21 protein-coding genes, 1 tRNA gene and 1 pseudogene are annotated in these 23,051 nt (G+C 70.5%); 18 read left to right on the forward strand and 5 right to left on the reverse strand.

Annotated features, from left to right (window positions below; genetic code table 11):
- The first annotated feature begins 13 nt into the window (after positions 1–13).
- From ACLHRZ_RS15700 to ACLHRZ_RS15730, 7 genes and pseudogenes are all read left to right on the forward strand, one after another.
- The gene (locus tag ACLHRZ_RS15700) at positions 14–646 is read left to right on the forward strand and encodes a hypothetical protein (RefSeq protein WP_490419039.1); all 633 of its coding nucleotides are present in this window, start codon (positions 14–16) and stop codon (positions 644–646) included.
- Between the two features lie 44 nt (positions 647–690).
- Complete coding sequence (locus ACLHRZ_RS15705; RefSeq protein ID WP_490419040.1) at positions 691–1,389, forward strand: nucleotidyl transferase AbiEii/AbiGii toxin family protein; 699 nt, start codon at positions 691–693, stop codon at positions 1,387–1,389.
- Between the two features lie 148 nt (positions 1,390–1,537).
- Positions 1,538–3,196 carry a cytochrome bc1 complex cytochrome b subunit gene (gene qcrB, locus ACLHRZ_RS15710; RefSeq protein ID WP_490419041.1) on the forward strand — a complete coding sequence of 553 codons (1,659 nt, stop codon included), beginning with the start codon at positions 1,538–1,540 and terminating at the stop codon, positions 3,194–3,196.
- 21 nt (positions 3,197–3,217) lie between these two features.
- On the forward strand, positions 3,218–3,460 hold the full coding sequence (locus tag ACLHRZ_RS15715) for a hypothetical protein (RefSeq protein ID WP_490419042.1): 243 nt from the start codon (positions 3,218–3,220) through the stop codon (positions 3,458–3,460).
- A gap of 151 nt (positions 3,461–3,611) precedes the next feature.
- Positions 3,612–4,547: a sensor histidine kinase gene (locus tag ACLHRZ_RS15720; protein WP_490419043.1), complete on the forward strand. Its 936-nt coding sequence runs from the start codon at positions 3,612–3,614 to the stop codon at positions 4,545–4,547.
- Positions 4,547–5,044: pseudogene (locus ACLHRZ_RS15725) on the forward strand (LuxR C-terminal-related transcriptional regulator); the annotation flags it as partial. The gene ACLHRZ_RS15720 and the pseudogene ACLHRZ_RS15725, both read left to right, overlap by 1 nt.
- 77 nt (positions 5,045–5,121) lie before the next feature.
- Positions 5,122–5,757 (forward strand): CatB-related O-acetyltransferase, encoded by a 636-nt coding sequence (locus ACLHRZ_RS15730; protein ID WP_490419044.1) that lies wholly within the window; start codon positions 5,122–5,124, stop codon positions 5,755–5,757.
- A 69-nt stretch (positions 5,758–5,826) separates the two neighbouring features.
- Here ACLHRZ_RS15730 and ACLHRZ_RS15735 read toward each other — a convergent pair.
- Positions 5,827–5,897: transfer RNA gene (locus ACLHRZ_RS15735), tRNA-Gly, on the reverse strand.
- Positions 5,898–6,156: 259 nt separating this feature from the next.
- Between ACLHRZ_RS15735 and ACLHRZ_RS15740 the strand changes: the two genes are divergently transcribed.
- The 3 genes from ACLHRZ_RS15740 to ACLHRZ_RS15750 all read left to right on the forward strand — a co-directional run bounded on the left by ACLHRZ_RS15740 (position 6,157) and on the right by ACLHRZ_RS15750 (position 7,489).
- Entirely contained in the window at positions 6,157–6,321 is a 165-nt protein-coding gene (locus tag ACLHRZ_RS15740; RefSeq protein ID WP_490419045.1) for a hypothetical protein, read from the forward strand.
- 80 nt (positions 6,322–6,401) lie between these two features.
- Positions 6,402–6,977: a dCTP deaminase gene (gene dcd, locus ACLHRZ_RS15745; protein WP_171078667.1), complete on the forward strand. Its 576-nt coding sequence runs from the start codon at positions 6,402–6,404 to the stop codon at positions 6,975–6,977.
- 14 nt (positions 6,978–6,991) lie between these two features.
- Entirely contained in the window at positions 6,992–7,489 is a 498-nt protein-coding gene (locus ACLHRZ_RS15750) for a phosphoribosyltransferase (protein ID WP_490419046.1), read from the forward strand.
- Between the two features lie 76 nt (positions 7,490–7,565).
- Here the strand turns inward: ACLHRZ_RS15750 and ACLHRZ_RS15755 are convergent, their stop codons facing one another.
- Entirely contained in the window at positions 7,566–8,474 is a 909-nt protein-coding gene (locus ACLHRZ_RS15755; protein WP_490419162.1) for a Yip1 family protein, read from the reverse strand.
- Positions 8,475–8,689: 215 nt separating this feature from the next.
- On the reverse strand, positions 8,690–10,978 hold the full coding sequence (locus tag ACLHRZ_RS15760) for a (Fe-S)-binding protein (protein WP_490419047.1): 2,289 nt from the start codon (positions 10,976–10,978) through the stop codon (positions 8,690–8,692).
- Between the two features lie 287 nt (positions 10,979–11,265).
- Here ACLHRZ_RS15760 and dnaK point away from each other — a divergent pair, with 287 nt between their 5' ends.
- Genes dnaK through ACLHRZ_RS15780 form a run of 4 tightly spaced genes read left to right on the forward strand, consistent with a single transcriptional unit; the run spans position 11,266 to position 15,447 of the window.
- Positions 11,266–13,128 carry a molecular chaperone DnaK gene (gene dnaK / locus ACLHRZ_RS15765; protein WP_490419048.1) on the forward strand — a complete coding sequence of 621 codons (1,863 nt, stop codon included), beginning with the start codon at positions 11,266–11,268 and terminating at the stop codon, positions 13,126–13,128.
- Complete coding sequence (gene grpE / locus ACLHRZ_RS15770) at positions 13,125–13,799, forward strand: nucleotide exchange factor GrpE (RefSeq protein WP_490419049.1); 675 nt, start codon at positions 13,125–13,127, stop codon at positions 13,797–13,799. The genes dnaK and grpE overlap by 4 nt, the downstream gene beginning before the upstream one ends.
- Before the next feature lie 24 nt (positions 13,800–13,823).
- Positions 13,824–14,999 carry a molecular chaperone DnaJ gene (gene dnaJ / locus ACLHRZ_RS15775; protein ID WP_490419050.1) on the forward strand — a complete coding sequence of 392 codons (1,176 nt, stop codon included), beginning with the start codon at positions 13,824–13,826 and terminating at the stop codon, positions 14,997–14,999.
- A gap of 1 nt (position 15,000) precedes the next feature.
- Positions 15,001–15,447 carry a heat shock protein transcriptional repressor HspR gene (locus tag ACLHRZ_RS15780; protein WP_490419051.1) on the forward strand — a complete coding sequence of 149 codons (447 nt, stop codon included), beginning with the start codon at positions 15,001–15,003 and terminating at the stop codon, positions 15,445–15,447.
- 70 nt (positions 15,448–15,517) lie between these two features.
- On the opposite strand, the gene ACLHRZ_RS15785 is transcribed toward ACLHRZ_RS15780, so the two are convergent.
- The gene (locus ACLHRZ_RS15785) at positions 15,518–15,922 is read right to left on the reverse strand and encodes a pyridoxamine 5'-phosphate oxidase family protein (RefSeq protein ID WP_490419052.1); all 405 of its coding nucleotides are present in this window, start codon (positions 15,920–15,922) and stop codon (positions 15,518–15,520) included.
- Between the two features lie 205 nt (positions 15,923–16,127).
- Between ACLHRZ_RS15785 and clpB the strand changes: the two genes are divergently transcribed.
- Together clpB and ACLHRZ_RS15795 are read left to right on the forward strand one after the other, a co-directional pair.
- Positions 16,128–18,782, forward strand: coding sequence for an ATP-dependent chaperone ClpB (clpB, locus tag ACLHRZ_RS15790; protein WP_490419053.1), 2,655 nt, complete (start codon positions 16,128–16,130; stop codon positions 18,780–18,782).
- 85 nt (positions 18,783–18,867) lie between these two features.
- Entirely contained in the window at positions 18,868–19,401 is a 534-nt protein-coding gene (locus ACLHRZ_RS15795) for a YbjN domain-containing protein (protein ID WP_490419054.1), read from the forward strand.
- A gap of 28 nt (positions 19,402–19,429) precedes the next feature.
- On the opposite strand, the gene ACLHRZ_RS15800 is transcribed toward ACLHRZ_RS15795, so the two are convergent.
- Positions 19,430–20,638: a hypothetical protein gene (locus ACLHRZ_RS15800; protein ID WP_490419055.1), complete on the reverse strand. Its 1,209-nt coding sequence runs from the start codon at positions 20,636–20,638 to the stop codon at positions 19,430–19,432.
- Positions 20,639–20,855: 217 nt separating this feature from the next.
- Here ACLHRZ_RS15800 and ACLHRZ_RS15805 point away from each other — a divergent pair, with 217 nt between their 5' ends.
- Positions 20,856–22,037, forward strand: a complete 1,182-nt coding sequence (locus ACLHRZ_RS15805) for an aminotransferase class I/II-fold pyridoxal phosphate-dependent enzyme (RefSeq protein WP_490419056.1) — start codon at positions 20,856–20,858, stop codon at positions 22,035–22,037.
- A gap of 341 nt (positions 22,038–22,378) precedes the next feature.
- Positions 22,379–22,897, forward strand: a complete 519-nt coding sequence (locus tag ACLHRZ_RS15810) for a DUF2617 family protein (protein ID WP_490419057.1) — start codon at positions 22,379–22,381, stop codon at positions 22,895–22,897.
- Positions 22,898–23,051 lie beyond the last annotated feature (154 nt).

Consider the following 23,051-nt stretch of genomic DNA (forward strand, 5'->3'; position numbering starts at 1 on the left):
AAGGAACACGACCATGTCCCAGTCCACACCGCTGTCCCGTTCCGTCCTCCGCCTCGGCCTGATGGCGGCAGGCGTCGCGGCCGCCGCCACCGCCGTGCCCGCCCAGGCGGCCGAGATCACCATGGACAACGTCCGCACCACGGCGAACCACCAGCACCACGTGCAGTTCCGCGACAGCTTCGCGGTCCACCAGCTCGGCAAGGTCGGCACCGCGGCCGTCCGCAACCAGGCCACCGCGACCGGTGCCGGCTGCACCGCCGACGACGCCTGCCGCTCGGTGGCGCTGTCCTTCCAGATCGTCACCCTCGCGGGACAGCACGTCCACCTCAACGCGGTCAACGACGGCACGGCGGTCAACGACCACTGCACCGGCTGCCAGACCCTGGCGGGCGCCTACCAGTTCGTCGTCTCCACGCCCTCCCCGCTCCGCCTGGGCGCCGCCACCCGCGCCCGGCTGGCCGACGTCCACCGCAGGCTCGACGCCCTGGGCCGCTCCCGGCTGCCGGCCACCGAGCTGAAGCAGCAGACCGACGCCCTGGCCGCCGAGGTCACCGGGATCCTCAAGGACGCCGTCGCAGCGGCGAACCACCCGGCCGCCCGGGCCGTCACCGTGCACCGCCACCTCGAGGGCTGGCCCGGCCACTGAGCGGTTGCGGGCCCGGCCGGGGACCGTGCGCGATAATCCCGGCCATGGAAGCGGACCGCCGAGTGCAGCTCCCTCCCGAGCTGCACCGGCGGCTGCTCGCCGACGCGGTCGCCGTGGGGGCGTCCTTCCCGCTGGTGCTCACCGGCGGCTACGCGCTGCGGGCGCACGGCCTGGTGGAGCGGCCGGTCCACGGCCCGGCCCTGGCCACGGGGTCCCCGGCGCCGATGCCGGAGATCGTCGCCGTGCTGCGCGGCGGGCTGCCGGAACGCGGCTGGCGGGTGCGGGACGTGGAGTCCGACCCGCTCTCGGCCCGCTTCACGGCGGGCGACCCGGTGACGGACGCGGAGTGCCAGGTGCACGTCCTCAAGGAGACGATGTGGCGCCCGCCGGTCCCCACCGCCTGGGGCCCGGCCCTCGCCGTCGAGGACGTCGTCGGCACCAAGGTGCGCGCCCTCGCCGAGCGGGGCTTCGTGCGGGACCTCGTCGACGTGCACGCCGCCTCGGCCCGCTGGTCCCGGCCCGAGCTGGAGGAGTTCGGCCGGCGGCACGCGCGGGACGCCCTCGACCTCGCCGACCTGCGGGACCGGCTCGACCGGGCCGACTGGTACGGCGACGCCGAGTTCGCCGCGTACGGGCTGGACGGCGAGGCGAGCGCGGCGCTGCGGCGCTGGGCGCAGGAGTGGTCCGACGACATCGGCGAACGCCTCGTCGAGGAGGCCCCCTTCGAGGACCCGGAAGGGTGACATCAGGCTGCTGACCTGGGGGTTCGGCAGGCTGCCCCGACACTCCCGGGCAAATCCCATCTTCCTCGGCAAATGCATGGAAGATGGACGGAACTGTGGTCACAGGTGTGGCGAAGACGACCACCACCAGGTTCCGGGAGCGCGGCGCATGACCAATACGCAAAAGACCTCTGCCCAGGCATCCAAGGGGGAGCGGCTCGCGGACTGGTTCGACGGCCGCGTCGGGCTGTATTCACTCGCCAAGGCCAATCTGCGGAAGGTCTTTCCCGACCACTGGTCCTTCATGCTGGGCGAGGTCGCGCTCTACTCGTTCATCGTCATCATCGTGACCGGCGTCTATCTGACGATGTTCTTCAAGCCCAGCATGAACGAGGTCGTCTACCACGGCCGGTACACGCCGCTGAACGGCATCAGGATGTCGACCGCCTACGAGTCGACGCTCGACATCAGCTTCGACGTCCGCGGCGGGCTGCTGCTCCGTCAGCTGCACCACTGGGCCGCGCTGGTGTTCATCATGGCGATGCTCGTCCACATGATGCGCGTCTTCTTCACCGGCGCCTTCCGCAAGCCCCGCGAGCTCAACTGGCTGTTCGGAGCGAGCCTGTTGATCCTCGGCATGTTCGACGGCTTCATGGGCTATTCGCTGCCCGACGACCTGCTCTCCGGAACGGGCGTCCGGTTCATGGAGGGCGCGATCCTGTCCGTGCCGATCGTCGGCACCTATCTGGTGTTCTTCATCTTCGGCGGCGAGTACCCGGGTCACATCTGGATCCCGCGGATGTTCACCGTCCACGTGCTGCTGCTCCCCGGCATCATGGCGGCCCTGCTGGCGGCCCACCTGATCCTGGTCTTCTACCACAAGCACACTCAGGGAATTCACGCCGGACGGAAGAACGAGAACGTCGTGGGCATGCCGCTCATGCCGGTCTACATGGCCAAGGCGGGCGGCTTCTTCTTCCTGGTCAGCGGCATCATCTCGGCCTTCGCGGGCTTCGCGCAGATCAACCCGATCTGGGCGTACGGCCCGTACCGGCCGGACATGGTGACCACCGACGCCCAGCCCGACTGGTACATGGGCTTCTCCGAGGGCCTGATCCGCGTCATGCCCGGCTGGGAGATCAATTTCCTGGGCCACACGCTCGTCCTCGGCGTCTTCATCCCGCTGGTCGTCTTCCCCACCGTCTTCCTGGCGATCTGGTGCTATCCCTTCTTCGAGGCCTGGGTCACCGGGGACCGGCGCGAACACCACATCGCCGAACGGCCCCGCAACAACCCGGTGCGCACCGCATTCGGCGCGGCCTGGATCTCCGAGTACGTCATCCTGCTGGTGGGCGGCGGCAACGACATCATCGCGGTGCACTTCCACCTGTCGATCAACGCGATCACCTGGCTGGTCCGCATCGGCTTCTTCGCCATTCCCGTCCTGGTCTTCGTGATCACCCACAGGTGGTGTCTCGGCCTCCAGCGCCGCGACCGCGAAAAGGTGCTGCACGGACGGGAGTCGGGCGTCATCGCGCGCTATCCGCACGGTGAATTCGTCGAGATCCACGAGCCGTTGTCGCAGGAGGCGCGCTACACGCTCACCGCCCACGAGCAGCACACGCCCTGGGAACTGCCGCCCGCCGTCGACGAGAACGGCAATCCGCGCAAGATCTCCTGGCTCCAGCGCGTGCGGGCCCGGCTGTCCGAGGCGTACTTCGGCGAGATGGGCCAGATCCCGAAGCCGACGGCGGAGGAGTTCCGGGAGATCCAGGAGGCCCACCACGAGCACCATGCCGTCGCCAAGGTCGGCGAGGGCAGCCACTGACCCGGCGCCCGTCCCCCTCCCGTGAGACGCCCGGTCCGCCGCAGCTCCTATCCGTACGGCCTGCTGGTCCCGGTGGTGCGCGTCGCCACGGCGACGGCGGCCGAGGAGGTCCGCAGCTTCCTCGACCTGTGCGGGATCCGTTCCACCACGGCCCCCTGCCCGCGCCGCCGGCGGTCCCCGTGGCGGCTGCAGGTGCTGGTGTTCGCCAAGGACGCGGGCCGGGCCCGGCAGCTGGTCAACGAGTGGACCCTGCCGGCCGGGTGAGAGGGCTCGCGCCGTCCGCGTGCGCGGTAGCCGGTGCCGGATCCGTACCGCAGCCGCAGTAGCCCGAGTGTCTGCGGACGCGCGACGACATGCTCCGGGCGAAACGGCACGGTGGACGCCAGGACGCCGCACCGCTTGAAGGGACCGCTTCGTGAGCGACATACAGCCCGTCACCGCACTGCAGCCTGTGACGCGGACGTGCCCGTTCGACCCGCCGCCGGAGTACCGGACGTTCCGGGAAGAGGCCCCGGTCGCACAGGTGACCTTTCCGGACGGAGCGGCCGGCTGGCTCGTCACGCGGTACGCGGACATCCGGACGGTGCTCGCCGATCCGCGGTTCAGCTCCCGGCGTCGCATGCTCCGGGCGGGCATCCCCCTGGCCGAGGACGGTGCGGTGCCGCCGCCCGCGCCGGGGTGGTTCATCCTCATGGACGCGCCGGAGCACACCCGGTTCCGCCGGCTGCTCACCGGCCAGTTCACCGTCCGCCGGATGCGGGAACTGATGCCTGCCGTGGAACGTGCCGAACGCGCCGAGCGCACCCGGGAGGAGGAGGCCCGCCGCCGGGTCACCGAGGAGCGCCTGCGCATCGCCCGCGAACTGCACGACGTCGTCGCCCACCACATCACGCTCGTCAACGCCCAAGCAGGCGTCGCCCACCACCTCATGGGCTCCGATCCCGGCCACGCCGGCCAGGCGCTCGAACGCATCCGTGACACCGGCCGGGCGGCCCTCGACGAACTGCGCGCCACCGTGGGGGTGCTCCGGAACGGCGAGACCGCCGACGCACCCCGCGAACCCGCGCCCGCTCTCGGCGACATCGGCCACCTGCTGGACTCCTTCCGCCACAGCGGCCTCGACATCGCCCTGGAACGCACCGGCCGGGCCGTGGAACTCGCGGCCATCACCGACCTGGCGGCCTACCGGAGCGGCCAGGAAGCGCTCACCAACACCCGCAAGCACGCCGGTCCCGTCCCGGCGCGGGTCCGCCTGGAGTACCGCACGGACGTCCTGCGCGTCACGGTCGAGGACGACGGCCCCGCCGGTACGGGCGGCGGCGGCCCGGCGCCGACACCGGACACGGGGTGATCCGGATGCCCGACCTCGACGGCCTCGCCGCGACCAGGCTCATCACCGAGGACGAGGACCTCGCGGGCGTCAAGGTCCTCGTCCTCACCACCTTCGAGAACGACGAGTACGTCGCCGAGGCCCTCCGCGCCGGTGCGAGCGGCTTCCTGGGCAAGGGCATCAACCCCGGTGAACTGCTGGACGCCATACGGCTCGTGGCGGCCGGCGACGCGCTGCTGTCACCGGCGGCCACCAAGGCCCTGATCGCCCGCTTCCTGTCCCGGCCCGACGCCCCCGACCCGGAGAGGACGCCCCGACTGGCCGCCCTCACGCCGCGGGAGCGGGAGGTGGTCGCCCTCGTCGCCACCGGCCTGTCCAACGACGAGATCGCCGGGCGCCTCCACGTCACGCCCCTCACCGCCAAGACCCACGTGAACCGCGCGATGGCCAAGCTCGGCGCCCGCGACCGCGCCCAACTCGTCGTCACCGCCTACCGGACGGGGCTGGTCCGGGTGTGACGAAATCCGGTGTTCCCGGACGGCGCGCGCCGCGATCATGGACGGGTCGCGAACCCGCTGCCGATGGAGGAACCCCCATGCCCGTACCCGCCGACCCCACGGTCCTCCACCCGATGCCCGAGCACCCGCGCGTGGTGCTGCTCAAGCCGCTGGTGACGTCCCCGCTGATCGAGGTCGGGGAGTACTCCTACTACGACGACCCGGACGACCCGACGGCGTTCGAGACGCGCAACGTGCTCTACCACTACGGGCCGGAGAAGCTGGTCATCGGCAAGTTCTGCGCGCTCGGCACGGGCGTGCGCTTCATCATGAACGGCGCCAACCACCGCATGGACGGCCCGTCGACCTTCCCCTTCCCCACCATGGGCGGCTCCTGGTCCGAGCACTTCGACCTGCTCACCGGCCTGCCCTGCCGGGGGGACACCGTCGTCGGCAACGACGTCTGGTTCGGTCACGGCACGACGGTCATGCCCGGCGTACGCATCGGCCACGGCGCGATCATCGCCTCCGGCGCCGTCGTCACGAGCGACGTGCCCGCCTACGGCATCGTCGGCGGCAACCCGGCCCGCCTCGTCCGCACCCGCTACAACGACGAGGACGTCGCCCGGCTGTTGGCGGTGGCCTGGTGGGACTGGCCCGCGGAGCACATCACCGGGCATGTACGGACGATCATGTCGGGCAGCATCGCCGACCTGGAGGCGGCCGCTCCGTGACGGGGCCGCTCCGTGAGCGGCTGGACAAACGCAGAACCCCAGGCCGTCCGGCCTGGGGCTCTGTCGAAGAGCGGGCGACGAGAATCGAACTCGCGCTCTGAGCTTGGGAAGCTCATGTTCTACCATTAAACTACGCCCGCGAAGGGACGCCCTCAGGGCGTCGCATCGTCGCACACTCTACCCCATCGAAGGCCCCCGGTGCACTGGTCCGGGTGGCCTTCTTGTCGTGTGAGGGGCCTGTGCGGGGGGTGGGGACGCGGGCGTGGGGCGCGGGAGTTGGGGCGTACCGTGGGGGCGTGGAAGCCGGTCGGGGGGTGCCGGGAGTGCCGCGTGCGAGTGCGTCGGATAGATCCCCTAATGTGGCTTTTGTCTTTCACAACATTGGGGAAAGGGAGCTCGATGGAGCGCACCGTCGTCCGTTGTGCCGAAGGGCACGTGTTCAGCACCGCTTCGTTCCCGATGCAGAACCTCGGAGCCGGCCGGATCGGCCCGGGACGGCTGCTGCGCTGCCCCCGCTGCGCCCGGCTGCGGCACTCCGTACCGGTGGCATCCGAGAAGGGCTGAGTGCACGAGGGCCCGGTCCGATCGAGGACCGGGCCCTCTCGCATTCTCCGGTTGTCCGGCTTCTTGCGTATCCTCGACCCGTGCTTCTCTCAGACAAGGACATCCGGACCGAGATCGACGCTGGCCGGGTGCGGATCGACCCGTACGACGAATCGATGGTGCAGCCGTCGAGCATTGACGTGCGCCTCGACCGCTACTTCCGGGTGTTCGAGAACCACCGGTACCCCCACATCGACCCCGCCGTCGAGCAGGCGGACCTCACCCGCGAGGTCGTGCCGGACGGTGACGAGGCCTTCATCCTGCACCCCGGTGAGTTCGTGCTCGCCTCGACGTACGAGGTCATCACGCTCCCCGGCGACATCGCCTCCCGCCTGGAGGGCAAGTCCAGCCTCGGCCGGCTCGGCCTGCTGACCCACTCCACGGCCGGCTTCATCGACCCGGGTTTCTCGGGCCACGTGACGCTGGAGCTGTCGAACATGGCCACCCTGCCGATCAAGCTGTGGCCGGGGATGAAGATCGGGCAGCTGTGCATGTTCCGGCTGTCCTCCCCCGTCGAGCACCCGTACGGGTCCGCGAAGCACGGCTCCCGCTACCAGGGCCAGCGCGGGCCGACGCCCTCGCGCTCCTTCCAGAATTTCCATCGCACGCAGGTCTGAGAGCAGCAACGACAGTGAGTGACAACCGCGAAAACCTGACCTACCCGCTCTTCGGGCAGGCCATCCGTGAACTGGCCCAGACGATCGCGGACGACGGCTACGAGCCCGACATCGTCCTCTCCATCGCGCGCGGCGGCGTCTTCGTCGCGGGCGGCCTGGCCTACGCCCTGGACTGCAAGAACATCCACCTGGTCAACGTGGAGTTCTACACCGGCGTCGGCTCGACGCTGGAGATGCCGGTCATGCTGGCGCCCGTGCCGAACGCGATCGACTTCTCCAACAAGAAGGTCCTGATCGCGGACGACGTCGCCGACACCGGCAAGACGCTCAAGCTCGTGCACGACTTCTGCCTCGACCACGTCGCCGAGGTGCGCAGCGCGGTGATCTACGAGAAGCCGCAGTCGCTGGTGAAGTGCGAGTACGTGTGGAAGCGCACGGACGACTGGATCAACTTCCCGTGGAGCGTGGAGCCGCCGGTCGTGCGGCGCGAGGGCCAGATCCTCGACGCGTGAGCGCGTAGCACAGCGAACAGCCGGAAGCCCGGGTCCCCGCAGTGGGGGCCCGGGCTTCCGCGTGGCCGGGGTGCGGTTACAGCGTGCCCAGCTTCATCAGGGACAGCAGGGCCACCAGCTGGATCGCCGAGGCCCCGAGCGCCTTCGGCCAGGGCAGGTCGTGCGACTTGCTCACCATCGACGTCAGCAGCGCACCGCCGGCCAGCCAGGTCGCCCAGCCGAGGACCTGCACCAGCGGGCTGTCGCCGCCGAGGAACATCGCGAACAGCAGCCGCGGGGCGTCCGTGATCGACATGATCAGCATCGACAGGCCGACGGTCGGCTGCCACATGCCGTCGCCGCCGAGCTGGCGGGCGAGCGTGTGCGTGACGGCCCCGAGTATCAGCCCGGCCATCAGCACGATGACGCTGGTGGCCAGTACCCAGGGGATGCTGTCGGCGAGCGTGGCGTGCAGCACGTCCTGCCGGGCCTTGTCGAAGCCGAAGACCGCCAGCAGGCCGTAGACGAACGTCACGATCAGGGCCGGACCCCACATCGCGTGGTCGCGCATCTGCCAGAAGGTGGCCGACGGGCGCAGCACGATGCCGCTCAGCAGCTCCTTCCAGTGCAGCCGCGGCCCGGGGGGCGGCGCGGGGGCGGCGGGCTGCCCGGGGCCGTAGGTGCTGCCGGTGCCGTAGCCCGCGTACGGGTCCGGGCCGCCCTGCCCCTGGGGCGGGTAGGCGTCCGGGGCCTCGCCGAAGGCGAACTGCTGGGTGCGCCCGGGGTCGCCGGCGGGCGGGCCGCCGTAGTACGGGTCCTGGTACGGACCGCCCTGCTGCGCGCCCTGGGCATAGCCGTGCTGCACCGGTGGCTGCTGCCCGTATCCCGGCTGCGGTGCCGTCGCGCCGCCGAAGTACTCCGGCTCGTCGTACCCGCCGGGCTGCTGCCACTGCTGTTGTCCTTGCGGCGCGGGGTTCGGGTGCCGGTCGTCCCGTCCGCGTCCCATCCTGAATCCAGCCACGTCTTCGAACGTACCCGGTCCGGAGAGCCCCCGGACCCGGGCAAAGGGGAACGGGCCCGGCTTTGCGGCCGAGCTGTGACATCCCCTAGGGGAAAGCTCCGGGAACAGGCCATCCCGTAAGAGGTTTCACGCCGGGAACGGCTGCGGCCGGTGCCCCGGCTCATCGCGGGGCACCGGCCGCAGCAGGCAGCTCGGAAGGGCTACTTCACCGGCTCGGGCTCCGGCTCGTCCGCCGTCTCGCCGTCGCCCTCCGGCGCGGCGGGCGTCCTGACGGACTCCAGCAGCAGCTGGGCCACGTCCACGACCTGGATGGACTCCTTCGCCTGGCCGCCCGGGGCGGAGCCGCTGTCAGCTGCAGCCTTCTTGCCGTTGACCGAGTCCGTCAGCATGACGAGGCAGAACGGGCAGGCCGTCGAGACGATGTCGGGGTTGAGCGACAGGGCCTCGTCCACGCGCTCGTTGTTGATGCGCTTGCCGATGCGCTCCTCCATCCACATGCGCGCACCGCCGGCGCCGCAGCAGAAGCCGCGCTCCTTGTGACGGTGCATCTCCTCGTTGCGCAGGCCCGGCACCTTGGCGATGATCTCGCGCGGCGGCGTGTAGACCTTGTTGTGGCGGCCGAGGTAGCAGGGGTCGTGATAGGTGATCAGACCCTCGACGGGGGTCACCGGGATCAGCTTGCCCTCGTCGATCAGGTGCTGCAGCAGCTGCGTGTGGTGGATGACCTCGTACTCGCCGCCGAGCTGCGGGTACTCGTTGGCGATGGTGTTGAAGCAGTGCGGGCAGGTCGCGACGATCTTCTTCTTCGCCTTCTCGACCTTGACGCCCTCCTCGGCATCCTCACCGAACGCCATGTTGAGCATCTCGACGTTCTGCTGGCCGAGCTGCTGGAAGAGGAACTCGTTGCCCAGGCGGCGTGCCGAGTCGCCGGTGCAGTTCTCCTCGCCGCCCATGATGGCGAACTTGACGCCCGCGATGTGCAGCAGTTCCGCGAAGGCCTTGGTGGTCTTCTTGGCCCGGTCCTCCAACGCGCCTGCGCAGCCGACCCAGTAGAGGTAGTCGACCTCGGTGAGATCCTCGACGTCCTTGCCGACGACCGGGATCTCGAAGTCGACCTCCTTGGTCCACTGCAGGCGCTGCTTCTTGGCGAGGCCCCAGGGATTGCCCTTCTTCTCCAGGTTCTTGAGCATCGTGCCCGCCTCGGACGGGAAGGAGCTCTCGATCATCACCTGGTAGCGGCGCATGTCGACGATGTGGTCGACGTGCTCGATGTCGACCGGGCACTGCTCCACGCAGGCACCGCAGGTGGTGCAGGACCAGAGGACGTCCGGGTCGATGACGCCGTTCTCCTCCAGGGTGCCGATCAGCGGGCGCCCGGCCTCGGCCAGGGCGGCCGCAGGGACGTCCTTGAGCTGCTCCTCGGTCGCCTTCTCCTCGCCCTCCACCGTCTTGCCGCCACCGGCGAGCAGATACGGGGCCTTGGCGTGCGAGTGGTCGCGCAGCGCCAGGATCAGCATCTTCGGCGACAGCGGCTTGCCGGTGTTCCAGGCGGGGCACTGCGACTGGCAGCGGCCGCACTCGGTGCAGGTGGAGAAGTCGAGCAGGCCCTTCCAGGAGAAGTGCTCGATCTGCGAGACGCCGAACTGGGCGTCCTCGGCCGGGTCCTCGAAGTCGATCGGCTCGCCGCCGCTCGTCATCGGCTGCAGCGCGCCCAGCGCCACGTCACCACTGGCCTCGCGCTTGAACCAGATGTTGGGGAAGGCGAGGAAGCGGTGCCAGGCGACGCTCATGTCGATGTTCAGGCTGACCGTGATCATCCAGATCATGGTGACGCCGAGCTTGATCATCGCGACCAGGTAGACCAGGTTCTGCAGCGTCCCGACGCTCAGCCCCTTGAAGGCGGCGACCAGGGGGTACGAGACGAAGTAGGCGGCCTCGTAGTGGTCGACGCCGTGCAGCGCGCCCTCGAGCCCGCGCAGCACCATGATGGCCAGGCCGATCACCAGGATCACGTACTCGACGAAGTACGCCTGCCAGGCGGTCGAGCCCGCGAAGCGGGACTTGCGGCCGGCCCTGGAGGGCAGGTTCATCAGCCGGATCACGATGAGCGCGAGGATGCCCAGCGTGGTCGTGGTGCCGATGAACTCGATGTAGAGCCCGTACGGCAGCCAGTCGCCGATGATCGGAAGCGTCCAGTCGGCCTTGAACAGCTGGCCGTAGGCGTTGACGATCGTCAGGCCGAGCGTGAGGAAGCCGACGGCGACGAACCAGTGCGCGACGCCGATGACGCCCCACTTGTTCATGCGGGTGTGGCCGACGAACTCCTTGGCCAGGGTGACCGTGCGGCCTGCCGGGTCGTCGGTACGGGTGCCGGCCGGTACGGGTGCGCCGAGCCGGAAGAAGCGGACGAACTGCGCGATGGCGCGGCCGATCAGCGCGACACCGACCGCGCTGAGGACCAGCACCACGATGATCGCGGCGAGTTGCATGGGGAGGCTCCTCGAACCTGCGAGAGCGGGACCGGGCTGGATCACCAGCCGGATTACCAATCAGTAACTTATCCAGTCCGTACGAGACTACTCACTCTCGCGCGCGTGCCATACCCGCAAAGCCGGTGATCTGCGTCGCCCGAACGGGTCTCGTGGCGACGTCACGGCGGTGGATGATCGTAAGACCGATATAAAAGTTGAGCCCACCCGACTCAGCTCCGTTGACACCGGCGCTCCGGTGTTGCACTCTTGAGTCTGTTCCACTCAAGTCAGCTGGAGGAATCGACATGGCACGTGCGGTCGGCATCGACCTGGGTACGACGAACTCCGTCGTCAGTGTTCTCGAAGGCGGTGAGCCCACCGTCATCACCAACGCCGAGGGCGCCAGGACCACGCCGTCCGTTGTCGCCTTCGCGAAGAACGGCGAGGTGCTGGTCGGCGAGGTCGCCAAGCGCCAGGCCGTGACCAACGTCGACAGGACCGTCCGGTCGGTCAAGCGCCACATGGGCACCGACTGGAAGATCAACCTGGACGGCAAGGACTTCAACCCGCAGCAGATGAGCGCCTTCATCCTGCAGAAGCTGAAGCGGGACGCCGAGGCCTACCTGGGCGAGAAGGTCACCGACGCGGTCATCACCGTGCCGGCGTACTTCAACGACTCCGAGCGCCAGGCCACCAAGGAGGCCGGTGAGATCGCGGGTCTGAACGTCCTGCGCATCGTCAACGAGCCCACCGCGGCCGCCCTGGCCTACGGTCTCGACAAGGACGACCAGACCATTCTCGTCTTCGACCTCGGTGGCGGCACCTTCGACGTCTCGCTGCTCGAGATCGGCGACGGCGTCGTCGAGGTCAAGGCCACCAACGGCGACAACCACCTCGGTGGTGACGACTGGGACCAGCGCGTCGTCGACTACCTGGTCAAGCAGTTCCAGAACGGCCACGGCGTCGACCTGTCCAAGGACAAGATGGCGCTGCAGCGCCTGCGCGAGGCCGCCGAGAAGGCGAAGATCGAGCTCTCCTCGTCCACCGAGACCACGATCAACCTGCCCTACATCACGGCGTCCGCCGAGGGCCCGCTGCACCTGGACGAGAAGCTCACCCGCGCCCAGTTCCAGCAGCTGACCGCGGACCTGCTGGAGCGCTGCAAGACCCCGTTCCACAACGTCATCAAGGACGCGGGCATCGCCCTGTCCGAGATCGACCACGTGGTCCTGGTCGGCGGCTCCACCCGTATGCCCGCCGTCGCCGAGCTCGTCAAGGAGCTGACCGGCGGCCAGGAGGCCAACAAGGGCGTCAACCCGGACGAGGTCGTCGCCATCGGCGCCGCCCTGCAGGCCGGTGTGCTCAAGGGTGAGGTCAAGGACGTCCTGCTCCTCGACGTGACCCCGCTGTCCCTCGGCATCGAGACCAAGGGCGGCATCATGACCAAGCTGATCGAGCGCAACACCACGATCCCGACGAAGCGCTCCGAGATCTTCACGACGGCCGAGGACAACCAGCCGTCCGTGCAGATCCAGGTCTACCAGGGCGAGCGCGAGATCGCGGCGTACAACAAGAAGCTCGGCATGTTCGAGCTGACGGGCCTGCCGCCGGCCCCGCGCGGCGTCCCGCAGATCGAGGTCGCCTTCGACATCGACGCCAACGGCATCATGCACGTGACCGCCAAGGACCTGGGCACGGGCAAGGAGCAGAAGATGACCGTCACCGGCGGCTCCTCGCTGCCGAAGGACGAGGTCGACCGCATGCGCGAGGAGGCCGAGAAGTACGCGGAGGACGACCACCGCCGCCGCGAGGCCGCCGAGTCCCGCAACCAGGGCGAGCAGCTCGTCTACCAGACGGAGAAGTTCCTCAAGGACAACGAGGACAAGGTTCCGGCCGAGGTGAAGACCGAGGTCGAGACCGCCGTCGCCGAGCTGAAGGAGAAGCTCAAGGGCGAGGACACGGCCGAGATCCGCACCGCGACCGAGAAGGTCGCCGCGGTCAGCCAGAAGCTCGGCCAGGCCATGTACGCCGACGCCCAGGCCGCGCAGGGCGCCGCCGGTGCCGCGGGCGCGGGTGCCGGTGCCGGCCAGCAGGCCAAGGCCGAGGACGACGTGGTCGACGCCGAGATCGTGGACGACGAGAAGCCGAAGGGCGGTGCGTCCGCGTGACGGAGGAGACCCCGGGCTTCGACAACGAGAAGCCTGAAGGCACCTCCGACGCCACCGCACCCGACGACGCGGCGAAGGCCGCCGGGTCCGCCGACAAGGCGGGCCCGGCCGGCCCGGCCAAGGGCGAGGAACTCGTCGAGGCAGGCCTCCAGGCACAGCTGGACCAGGCCCAGGCTGCGCTCGGCGAGCGCACCGCAGACCTCCAGCGGCTCCAGGCCGAGTACCAGAACTACCGTCGCCGGGTGGAGCGGGACCGGGTCGCGGTCAAGGAGGTCGCCGTGGCGAACCTCCTGTCCGAGCTGCTCCCCACGCTCGACGACATCGGCCGCGCCCGTGACCACGGCGAGCTGGTCGGCGGCTTCAAGTCCGTCGCCGAGTCGATGGAGACGGTCGTCGCCAAGATGGGCCTGCAGCAGTTCGGCAAGGAGGGCGAGCCCTTCGACCCGCTGGTGCACGAGGCCCTGATGCACAGCTACGCGCCGGACGTCACCGAGACCACGTGCGTGCAGATCCTGCAGCCGGGGTACCGGATCGGCGAGCGGACGATCCGCCCCGCGCGGGTCGCCGTGGCCGAGCCGCAGCCGGGCGCGCAGCCGTCCGGCAAGGACGGCGAGGCACCGAACGCAGCGGATGCACCGGACGAGGCGAGCGGTGGCCCGGACGAGGGCTGAGCACATGAGGAAGGAGGGACGTCGATGAGCCTGAGCAGGGATCTGCTGGAGAAGGATCTGTACAAGGTCCTCGGCGTCCCCAAGGACGCCACCGAGGCGGAGATCAAGAAGGCGTACCGGAAGCTCGCCCGCGAGTTCCACCCGGACGCCAACAAGGGCGACGCCTCGGCCGAGGAGCGCTTCAAGGAGATCTCCGAAGCGAACGACGTCCTGGCCGACCCCAAGCGCCGCAAGGAGTACGACGAGGCGCGCGCCCTGTTCGGGAACGGTGGATTCCGTCCCGGGCCGGGCGGCGCCGGCGGCTCCTTCAACTTCGACCTGGGCGACCTCTTCGGGGGCGCCCAGGGCGGGGGCGGCGGCTTCGGAGGCGGTCTGGGCGACGTCTTCGGCGGTCTCTTCAACCGCGGTGGCGGCGGCGCGGGTACGCGCACCCAGCCGCGCCGCGGCCAGGACATCGAGTCCGAGGTGACGCTCAGCTTCACCGAGGCGGTGGAGGGGGCCACGGTTCCGCTGCGGATGTCCTCCGCGGCGGCCTGCAAGGCCTGCTCCGGCACGGGCGACAAAAACGGTACGCCCAGGGTCTGCCCGACCTGTGTGGGCACCGGCCAGGTCTCGCGCGGCTCGGGCGGCGGCTTCTCGCTGACCGACCCCTGCCCCGACTGCAAGGGCCGCGGGCTGATCCCCGAGAACCCCTGCGACGTCTGCCACGGCAGCGGGCGCGCGAAGTCCTCCCGCACCATGCAGGTGCGGATCCCGGCGGGCGTCTCCGACGGTCAGCGGATCCGGCTGCGCGGCAAGGGCGCTCCGGGCGAGCGCGGCGGCCCCAACGGCGACCTGTACGTCGTGGTGCACGTCGGCGACCACCCCGTCTTCGGGCGCAAGGACGACAACCTGACCGTCACCGTGCCGGTCTCCTTCGTGGAGGCGGCGCTCGGCGGCGAGGTGAAGGTGCCGACGCTGGGCGGCTCGCCGGTCACCCTCAAGCTGCCCCCCGGCACGCCCAACGGCCGCACGATGCGCGCCCGCGGCAAGGGCGCGGTGCGCAAGGACGGCACCCGCGGCGACCTCCTGGTCACCGTCGAGGTGGCGGTGCCGACCGCGCTCGACGACAAGGCCCGTGAGGCCCTGGAGCAGTACCGCCAGGCCACCTCGGGCGAGGACCCCAGGGCCGAGCTCTTCCAGGCGGCGAAGGGAGCTTGAGATGGAAGGCCGTCGACGGAATCTCCACTACGAGCTGACCGACGAGTCGCCGGTCTACGTCATCTCGGTCGCGGCTCAGCTGTCGGGTCTGCATCCGCAGACCCTGCGCCAGTACGACCGCCTCGGCCTGGTCTCGCCCGACCGCACGGCCGGGCGCGGCCGCCGCTACTCGGCGCGCGACATCGAGCTGCTCCGCCAGGTGCAGCAGCTGAGCCAGGACGAGGGCATCAACCTGGCCGGCATCAAGCGCATCATCGAGCTGGAGAACCAGGTCGCCGCGCTGAGCGCGCGGGTGGCGGAGCTGCAGGCCGTCGTCGACGGGGCCGCTGCCGCCATGCAGCAGCGGGAGGCGCAGGTGCATGCGTCGTACCGGCGGGATCTGGTGCCGTATGCGGAGGCGCAGCAGACCAGTGCGCTGGTGGTCTGGCGGCCCAAGCGGAAGGACTGAGCCTGCGGGTTCGTCTTCGGTTGCTCGCGCAGTTCCCCGCGTCCCTGACGGGCGCGGGGAACTCGTGTTTTCAGCCCCTGCCCAGGGCCCTCGTCACCGCGATCTCGATCACCACGCGGTCCGGGTTGGGGCGCGGGTCGCGGCCGTAGCGCACCGCGTAGCGGGCGACCGCGTCGGCCACGGCGTCGGATTCGGCGCGGACCACGGCGCGGCCCTCCAGGGTGGCCCAGCGCCGGCCCTCCATCTGGCAGACGGCGACCCGGGCGCCCTCGGGGCCGGCTGCCTGGACGTTGGCGACCTTGCGGCTGTTCTTGTCCGCGATGACGCGGGCCGTCAGGGTCTCCGGGTCGAACGTGACCCCGACGGGGACGACGTGCGGAGAGCCGTCCGGGCGCGGAGTGGTGAGGGTGCAGACGTGCCGCTCGCGCCAGAAGTCGAGGTAGGCGGGGTCGGGGTTCCGGAGGTCCTGGGCCATGGGTGCAGCGTAGTGGCCTGCCGCCGGCTCGGAGGATCGGCTCGGAGCGCCTTCCTGACCGCCCGCCCCCAAGTGGCGGGCGTTTCTTCGTACCGCTTCACTCGCAAAAGGGACGTGATCTGCGGAGCCGCCCCTCCCGGATCCGGGTTGAGTCGACTACACTCAACTTACTGCACGCAGGTATGAGCAAGGAGGGTTCCGAACCGTGGATGCCGAGCTGACCAACAAGAGCCGTGAGGCGCTGAGCGCCGCCCAGGAACGGGCTGTGTCGGCCGGGCATGCCGATCTGACGCCCGCGCACCTGCTGCTGGCCCTGCTCGCCGGCCGGGACAACGAGAATCTGCTCGACCTGCTGGCCGCCGTGGATGCGGACGCGGCCGCGCTGCGCGGCGGTGCCGAGCGGCAGCTCGCCGAGCTGCCCAGCGTGCAGGGGTCCACCGTCTCGCCGCCGCAGCCGAACCGGGAGCTGCTGGCCGTCATCGCGGACGCCGCCGAGCGCGCGCGGGACCTGGGGGACGAGTACATCTCGACCGAGCACCTGCTGACCGGCCTCGCCACCAAGGGCGGGCGCACCGGGGAGCTGCTCGGCCGGCAGGGCGCCTCCGCGAAGAAGCTGCTGGACGCCTTCGGGAAGGCGCGCGGCGGGCAGCGCGTGACGTCGCCGGACCCGGAGGGCACGTACAAGGCGCTGGAGAAGTTCGGTACGGACTTCACGGCCGCGGCGCGCGAGGGCAAGCTCGACCCCGTCATCGGGCGGGATCATGAGATCCGGCGCGTGGTGCAGGTGCTGTCGCGGCGCACCAAGAACAACCCGGTGCTGATCGGCGAGCCCGGCGTCGGCAAGACGGCCGTCGTCGAGGGGCTCGCGCAGCGGATAGTGAAGGGCGACGTCCCCGAGTCGCTGAAGAACAAGCGGCTGGTCTCGCTCGACCTGGGCGCGATGGTCGCGGGTGCGAAGTACCGCGGCGAGTTCGAGGAGCGGCTGAAGACGGTCCTGGCGGAGATCAAGTCCAGCGAGGGCCAGATCATCACGTTCATCGACGAGCTGCACACCGTCGTGGGCGCCGGTGCCGGCGGGGACTCGGCGATGGACGCCGGGAACATGCTCAAGCCGATGCTGGCGCGCGGCGAGCTGCGCATGGTCGGTGCGACGACGCTGGACGAGTACCGCGAGCGGATCGAGAAGGACCCGGCGCTGGAGCGCCGTTTCCAGCAGGTGCTGGTGGCCGAACCGTCGGTGGAGGACTCGGTCGCGATCCTGCGCGGGCTCAAGGGGCGCTACGAGGCGCACCACAAGGTGCAGATCGCCGACTCGGCGCTGGTGGCCGCCGCCACCCTCTCCGACCGCTACATCACCTCCCGCTTCCTGCCCGACAAGGCCATCGACCTCGTCGACGAGGCCGCCTCCCGGCTGCGCATGGAGATCGACTCCTCGCCCGTCGAGATCGACGAGCTCCAGCGCGCCGTCGACCGGCTGAAGATGGAGGAGCTGGCCCTCAAGAACGAGACGGACGAGGCCGGCAAGGAGCGCCTGGCCAAGCTGCGCCGCGACCTCGCCGACAAGGAGGAGGAGCTGCGTGGCCTGACCGCCCGCTGGGAGAAGGAGAAGCAGTCCCTCAACCGGGTCGGCGAGCTGAAGGAGAAGCTGGACGACCTGCGCGTGCAGGCCGAACGCGCCCAGCGCGACGGCGACTTCGACGCCGCCTCCAAGCTGCTGTACGGCGAGATCCCCGCCGTGGAGCGCGAGCTGGAGGAGGCCGCGCAGGCCGAGGCGGAGGCCGAGCAGGAGGCCGCGGCCAAGGACCTCATGGTCAAGGAGGAGGTCGGCCCGGACGACATCGCCGACGTCGTCGCCGCCTGGACCGGCATCCCCGCCGGCCGCCTGCTGGAGGGCGAGACGCAGAAGCTGCTGCGCATGGAGGAGGAGCTCGGCAAGCGCCTGATCGGGCAGACCGAGGCCGTGCGCTCCGTCTCCGACGCCGTGCGCCGCTCCCGCGCCGGCATCGCCGACCCCGACCGCCCCACCGGCTCCTTCCTCTTCCTCGGCCCGACCGGCGTCGGCAAGACCGAACTGGCCAAGGCCCTGGCCGACTTCCTCTTCGACGACGAGCGGGCCATGGTCCGCATCGACATGTCGGAGTACAGCGAGAAGCACTCCGTCGCCCGCCTCGTCGGCGCGCCCCCCGGCTACGTCGGCTACGAGGAGGGCGGCCAGCTCACCGAGGCCGTGCGCCGGCGCCCGTACACCGTGGTGCTGCTGGACGAGGTGGAGAAGGCCCACCACGAGGTCTTCGACATCCTGCTGCAGGTCCTGGACGACGGGCGGCTCACCGACGGCCAGGGACGGACGGTGGACTTCCGCAACGCCATCCTCATCCTGACCTCCAACCTCGGCTCCGCCTTCCTCGTCGACCCGCTGCTGAAGGAGGAGCAGAAGAAGGAGAGGGTGCTGGAGACGGTCCGCGCCTCCTTCCGGCCCGAGTTCCTCAACCGGCTCGACGACATCGTCGTCTTCCACCCGCTGGGCACCGACCAGCTGGAGCGCATCGCCCGGATCCAGATCGCCCACCTGCAGCGCCGCCTCGCCGACCGCCGCCTCACCCTCGACGTCACGGACGCCGCCCTGCACTGGCTGGCCACCCTGGGCAAGGAGGACAAGGAGGGCGCAGAGGCGCCCGACCTCAGCTACGGCGCCCGGCCGCTGCGCCGTCTGGTCCAGACCGCCATCGGCGACCGGCTCGCGCGCGCGATCCTGGGAGGTGAGGTCCGCGACGGCGACACCGTCGTCGTCGACCGGGAGCCCGGCCGGTCCGAGGGTCTGTCGGTGACGGCCAGCGAGCGGGTGCCCCAGGAGGCGTGAGCCCCCCGGCGGCGCCCCCAGGGGTTGCCAGTGACCGCCGGGCATGGGGGAGGATGAGTCTTATCCGCATGAAGGGAAATACACGGTGAGCATCGACCCGTCCTCGATTCCGAATTTCGGGGGCCAGCCCGAACCGCACGAGACGGGCCCGGCAGGCCCCGTCATCCCCGACCAGGACCTGGTCAAGCAGCTCCTCGAGCAGATGGAGCTGAAGTACGTCGTCGACGACGAGGGCGACCTCGCCGCGCCGTGGGAGCTCTTCCGCACGTACTTCATGTTCCGTGGCGAGGAGGAGCAGCAGGTCTTCTCCGTGCGGACGTTCTACGACCGCCCGCACGCCATCGAGGAGAAGGGCCGGCTCCTCGAGGCCATCGACGACTGGAACCGCCGCACCCTGTGGCCGAAGGTCTACACCCACACCAATGACGACGGCACCGTCCGCCTCATCGGTGAGGCGCAGATGCTGATCGGCGTCGGCGTCTCGCTGGAGCACTTCGTCTCCAGCACGGTCAGCTGGGTGCGCGCCTCCATCGAGTTCGACCGCTGGCTCGTCGAGCAGCTCGGCCTGGAGGCCGACGCCGAGTCCGACGACGGCGAGAAGCCCGACGACGAGGCCTGATCACCGGTTCGCCACGGCCCGTCCCCGCTCACATGGGGATGCGGGCCACGGTCAGCAGGTAGGTCCCGTAGAAGAACGAGAGCCCGGCCAGTGCACCCGCCGTCACGACGGCGGTGCGCCGCCGGGCTCTCGTCATGGCCAGGGCCGCCGGGAGCAGCAGCGGGAAGGCCGGCAGCAGGAAGCGCGGCTTGGACGCGAAGTAGCTGGAGCCGCCGACCGCGATCACGGCGAGCACGACGACGTAGACCAGCAGGGCGGCCGGCGGGCGGTCGACGAGCAGGTACACCAGCGCCGCCAGCGCCACCACCAGGGTGGCCAGGGCCATGTAGTAGGCCAGGCAGTCGCGGCCGACGATCAGGTGGCGGACGAACCCCAGCGCGTTGCGCCCGAAGTCGAAGCGCGAGCCCCACAGCCGCTGCACCTCGAAGTAGCCGAGCGGCCCGCGCCCCGAGTGCACCCCGGCCCACAGCACGTAGCCGCCCCAGCCCAGCGGCGCGAGCGCGGCGCCCGCCCAGACGCGCCAGTCGGTGCGGGCCCGGCCGTCCCGGCACAGCGCGACGGCCGCCGAGCAGCAGACGGCGGCGGCGACCGCGACGGCGTTGGGCCGGGACAGCCCGGCGAGCAGGGCCAGTACCCCGGCCCACAGCCGGCGCCCGGTGATCAGGGCGTAGAGGGACCAGGCGCACAGCGCGGTCATCAGCGACTCGGTGTAGGCCATGGTCTGCACGATCGCGTGCGGCTGCAGGCCCCACAGGAGCACCAGCACGGTGGCCGTGCGGCGCCCGTGCAGCCGCTCGCCGACCGCGTAGACGCCCCAGGCCGCGGCGCCCGCGGAGGCCCAGGCGACCAGCAGCCCGGCGGTGACGACGGTGAGCGGCAGGACGGTGGTGAGGGCCTTGACCAGGCCGGGGAAGAGCGGGAAGAACGCCAGGTCGTTGAAGATCACGCCGGGGGAGGTGGGGGACGGCACGACCGTCCCGTAGCCGTGGCGGGCGATGCCCGCGTACCAGATGCCGTCCCACAGGTGCCCGAGCAGCGTGCGCGGGTGCTTGCCGATCCACCAGGCCCAGGCGGCCATCACCGTCATCCCGGTCAGCCGGGCGGCCGCGTAGAGCCCGAGCGCGGGCAGGGCCCGGCGCAGTGCCTCGCGCACCCGGTCCACCCGCCGGTCGGGCCGGGCGCCGGGGGCGCGGCGCGGCTCGGGGGTGCGGACGGGCACGGCGGTGTCGGCGAACACGGGGGCACCTCCGGTGGGGTGCGGGGCATACGGGCGTACCGACCATCCCCGGCCTTCCGTTGTGTGCCTCGCACGGGGGATCAGGTACGCCCGGAAGCGGTGACGCTTCCACCCGCTCGGGCGCACTTCGGGTGCGGGTCGGTGGGGGCCGGTCGCGCAGTTCCCCGCGCCCCTGACGGGGCACCTATCGTGGGTTGATCACGTCGAGGGAGGGCGCATGGAGAAGTGGTATCCGGCGGCTCGGGTGCGGGGGCTCGGGACGTCCGTGTTCACGGAGATGACCGAGCTGGCCAGGAGCACGGGAGCGGTCAACCTGGGGCAGGGGGTGCCCGAGCTGGCCGGGCCCCAGGGGCTGCTGGACGAGGTGGCGGCGGCGGTGCTCGCCGGCCGCAACCAGTACCCGCCCGCGCACGGCTTCCCGGTCCTGCGCGAGGCCGTGGCCGCGCACCGGCTGCAGCGCCACGGGGTCGCGTACGACCCGCAGGACGAGGTGCTGGTGACCACCGGGGCCACCGAGGCGATCGCGGCGACGCTGCTGGCGCTGTGCGACCCCGGTGACGAGGTGCTGGCCTTCGACCCCTGCTACGACGCCTACCCGGCGGTCGTCCGGTTCGCGGGGGCGACGCTGGTGGGGGTGCCGCTCGCGGAACACCACGAGAAGGAAGGCAAGTCCTTTGCCCTGGACGCGGACGCGCTGCGCGCCGCCGTGACCCCGCGCACCCGCGTGCTGATCCTCAACACCCCGCACAACCCCACCGGCAAGGTGTTCACGGACGAGGAACTGGCGGCCGTCGCCGAGGTGTGCCGGGAGCACGACCTGACGGTGGTCACGGACGAGGTCTACGAACACCTGGTGTACGACGAGGCGCTCGGGCACCGGACGATCGCCGCGCTGCCGGACATGCGCGAGCGGACGCTGGTCATCTCCTCGGCGGGCAAGACCTTCAACGTCACGGGCTGGAAGGTCGGCTGGGTGTGCGGCCCGGCCCCGCTGGTGGCGGCGGTCGCCGCGGCGAAGCAGTTCCTGACGTACGCCTCCGGCACGCCCTACCAGGAGGCGCTCGCGCGGGCGCTGGGGGGAGTGGAGGCGTGGGCGGCGGGGCTGCGGCTCACGCTGCGGCGCAACCGTGACCTGCTGAGCGAGGGGCTCGAACGCGCCGGGCTGCGCCCGTATCGTGCGGACGCCGGTTATTTCGTGCAGGCGGACATCCGCGCGTGGGGGCACTCGGACGGCGTGCGTTTCTGCCGTGAACTCCCTTCGCGCGCCGGGGTGGTGGCCATTCCCACCTCCGCCTTCTATGTGCGCCCCGACGCCCCGTCCTATCTGGTGCGTTTCTCCTTCTGCAAGCTGGAGAACTCGGTGCGGGATGCGGTGGAGAAGCTGGCCCGCGCCGTCTGATTCGCTGATCTGCAGTGGGTTCGCAGTGGATGTGCAAGCGGCCCATGGCTGCCCGCATATGCGCCCGGCGGAACTCGAACATCCGCCGGGTGCCGGGCTGTTGAACAAGTGAACTATCCGGCCCTCCCGGGTATGGAAAGATGCAGATGATGGGTAAAAAGGCTGTGAGCGCCGGTCATTCATGATTGCCTCTCCCTCCCGGGCCGGATTCACGGCTCCACCGGAATCGAAGGCCCGGGCCAAGGACCCCCAGTGGGCATGAGCCGGTGCACCGAAAAGGAATCTGGTCCTCCTCGGGGCGGGCCGGCCCACCCTCACTGCTCGCTCGCGGAGCCGACCCCATGCTCACCACGCTCAAGACCGCCTATACCGACACCCGAGCCGCCGATCTCGCCTGGTGCCTGGGGAAGGATCCCCTCCCGGCGCTGGCGGTGCTCGACCTCCGACTCGAAGCGTCCTTCGTGCAGTTGCGGCTCCTCGGCGCCTCCCACCAGGTCCTGCTGGAGGAGGAGGGCGGCACCTGTTCGGAGACGGTGGCCTGCATAGCCGGCAGCAGCACCCCGCTGCCGCTCGGCGTCGCCAAGCGGGTGGGGGCATGGGAGTACGAATTCGCGGCCCGCGTCGAGACGCTCTCGCGCTGTTCCTTCGCAGGGCGCGCACAAGAGCTGCTGGCGCTGGTCGCCGAGCATCCCCAGGGGCTGGCGGGAACGTTTCCCGGCAGCCCCCACGCCTTTACGGCGATGCTCGCCCAGCGCCGCGACGGCCAGGTCAGCTGGCGCACCTGGCACGCCTATCCGCAGGAGGGGCGGCTGGTGGCCACCCGCACCCGGGTGGGCGTGCGGCTGCCCGCCCCGCTGTGACGGACGCGAAGGGCCGCTGCCGGTGCTTTGCCCCTCAATGCCCCCTGAGTGTGGCGCCGTTGCCCCCTGGGTGTGGTTCCCGGGGAAACCCGCATCCTGCGATTGAACCCGTGTGGGTGACAGGGAGGCGCCCGCCCGTGACGTAGCGTTCCCG

Source organism: Streptomyces sp. AM25, from assembly GCF_058146165.1.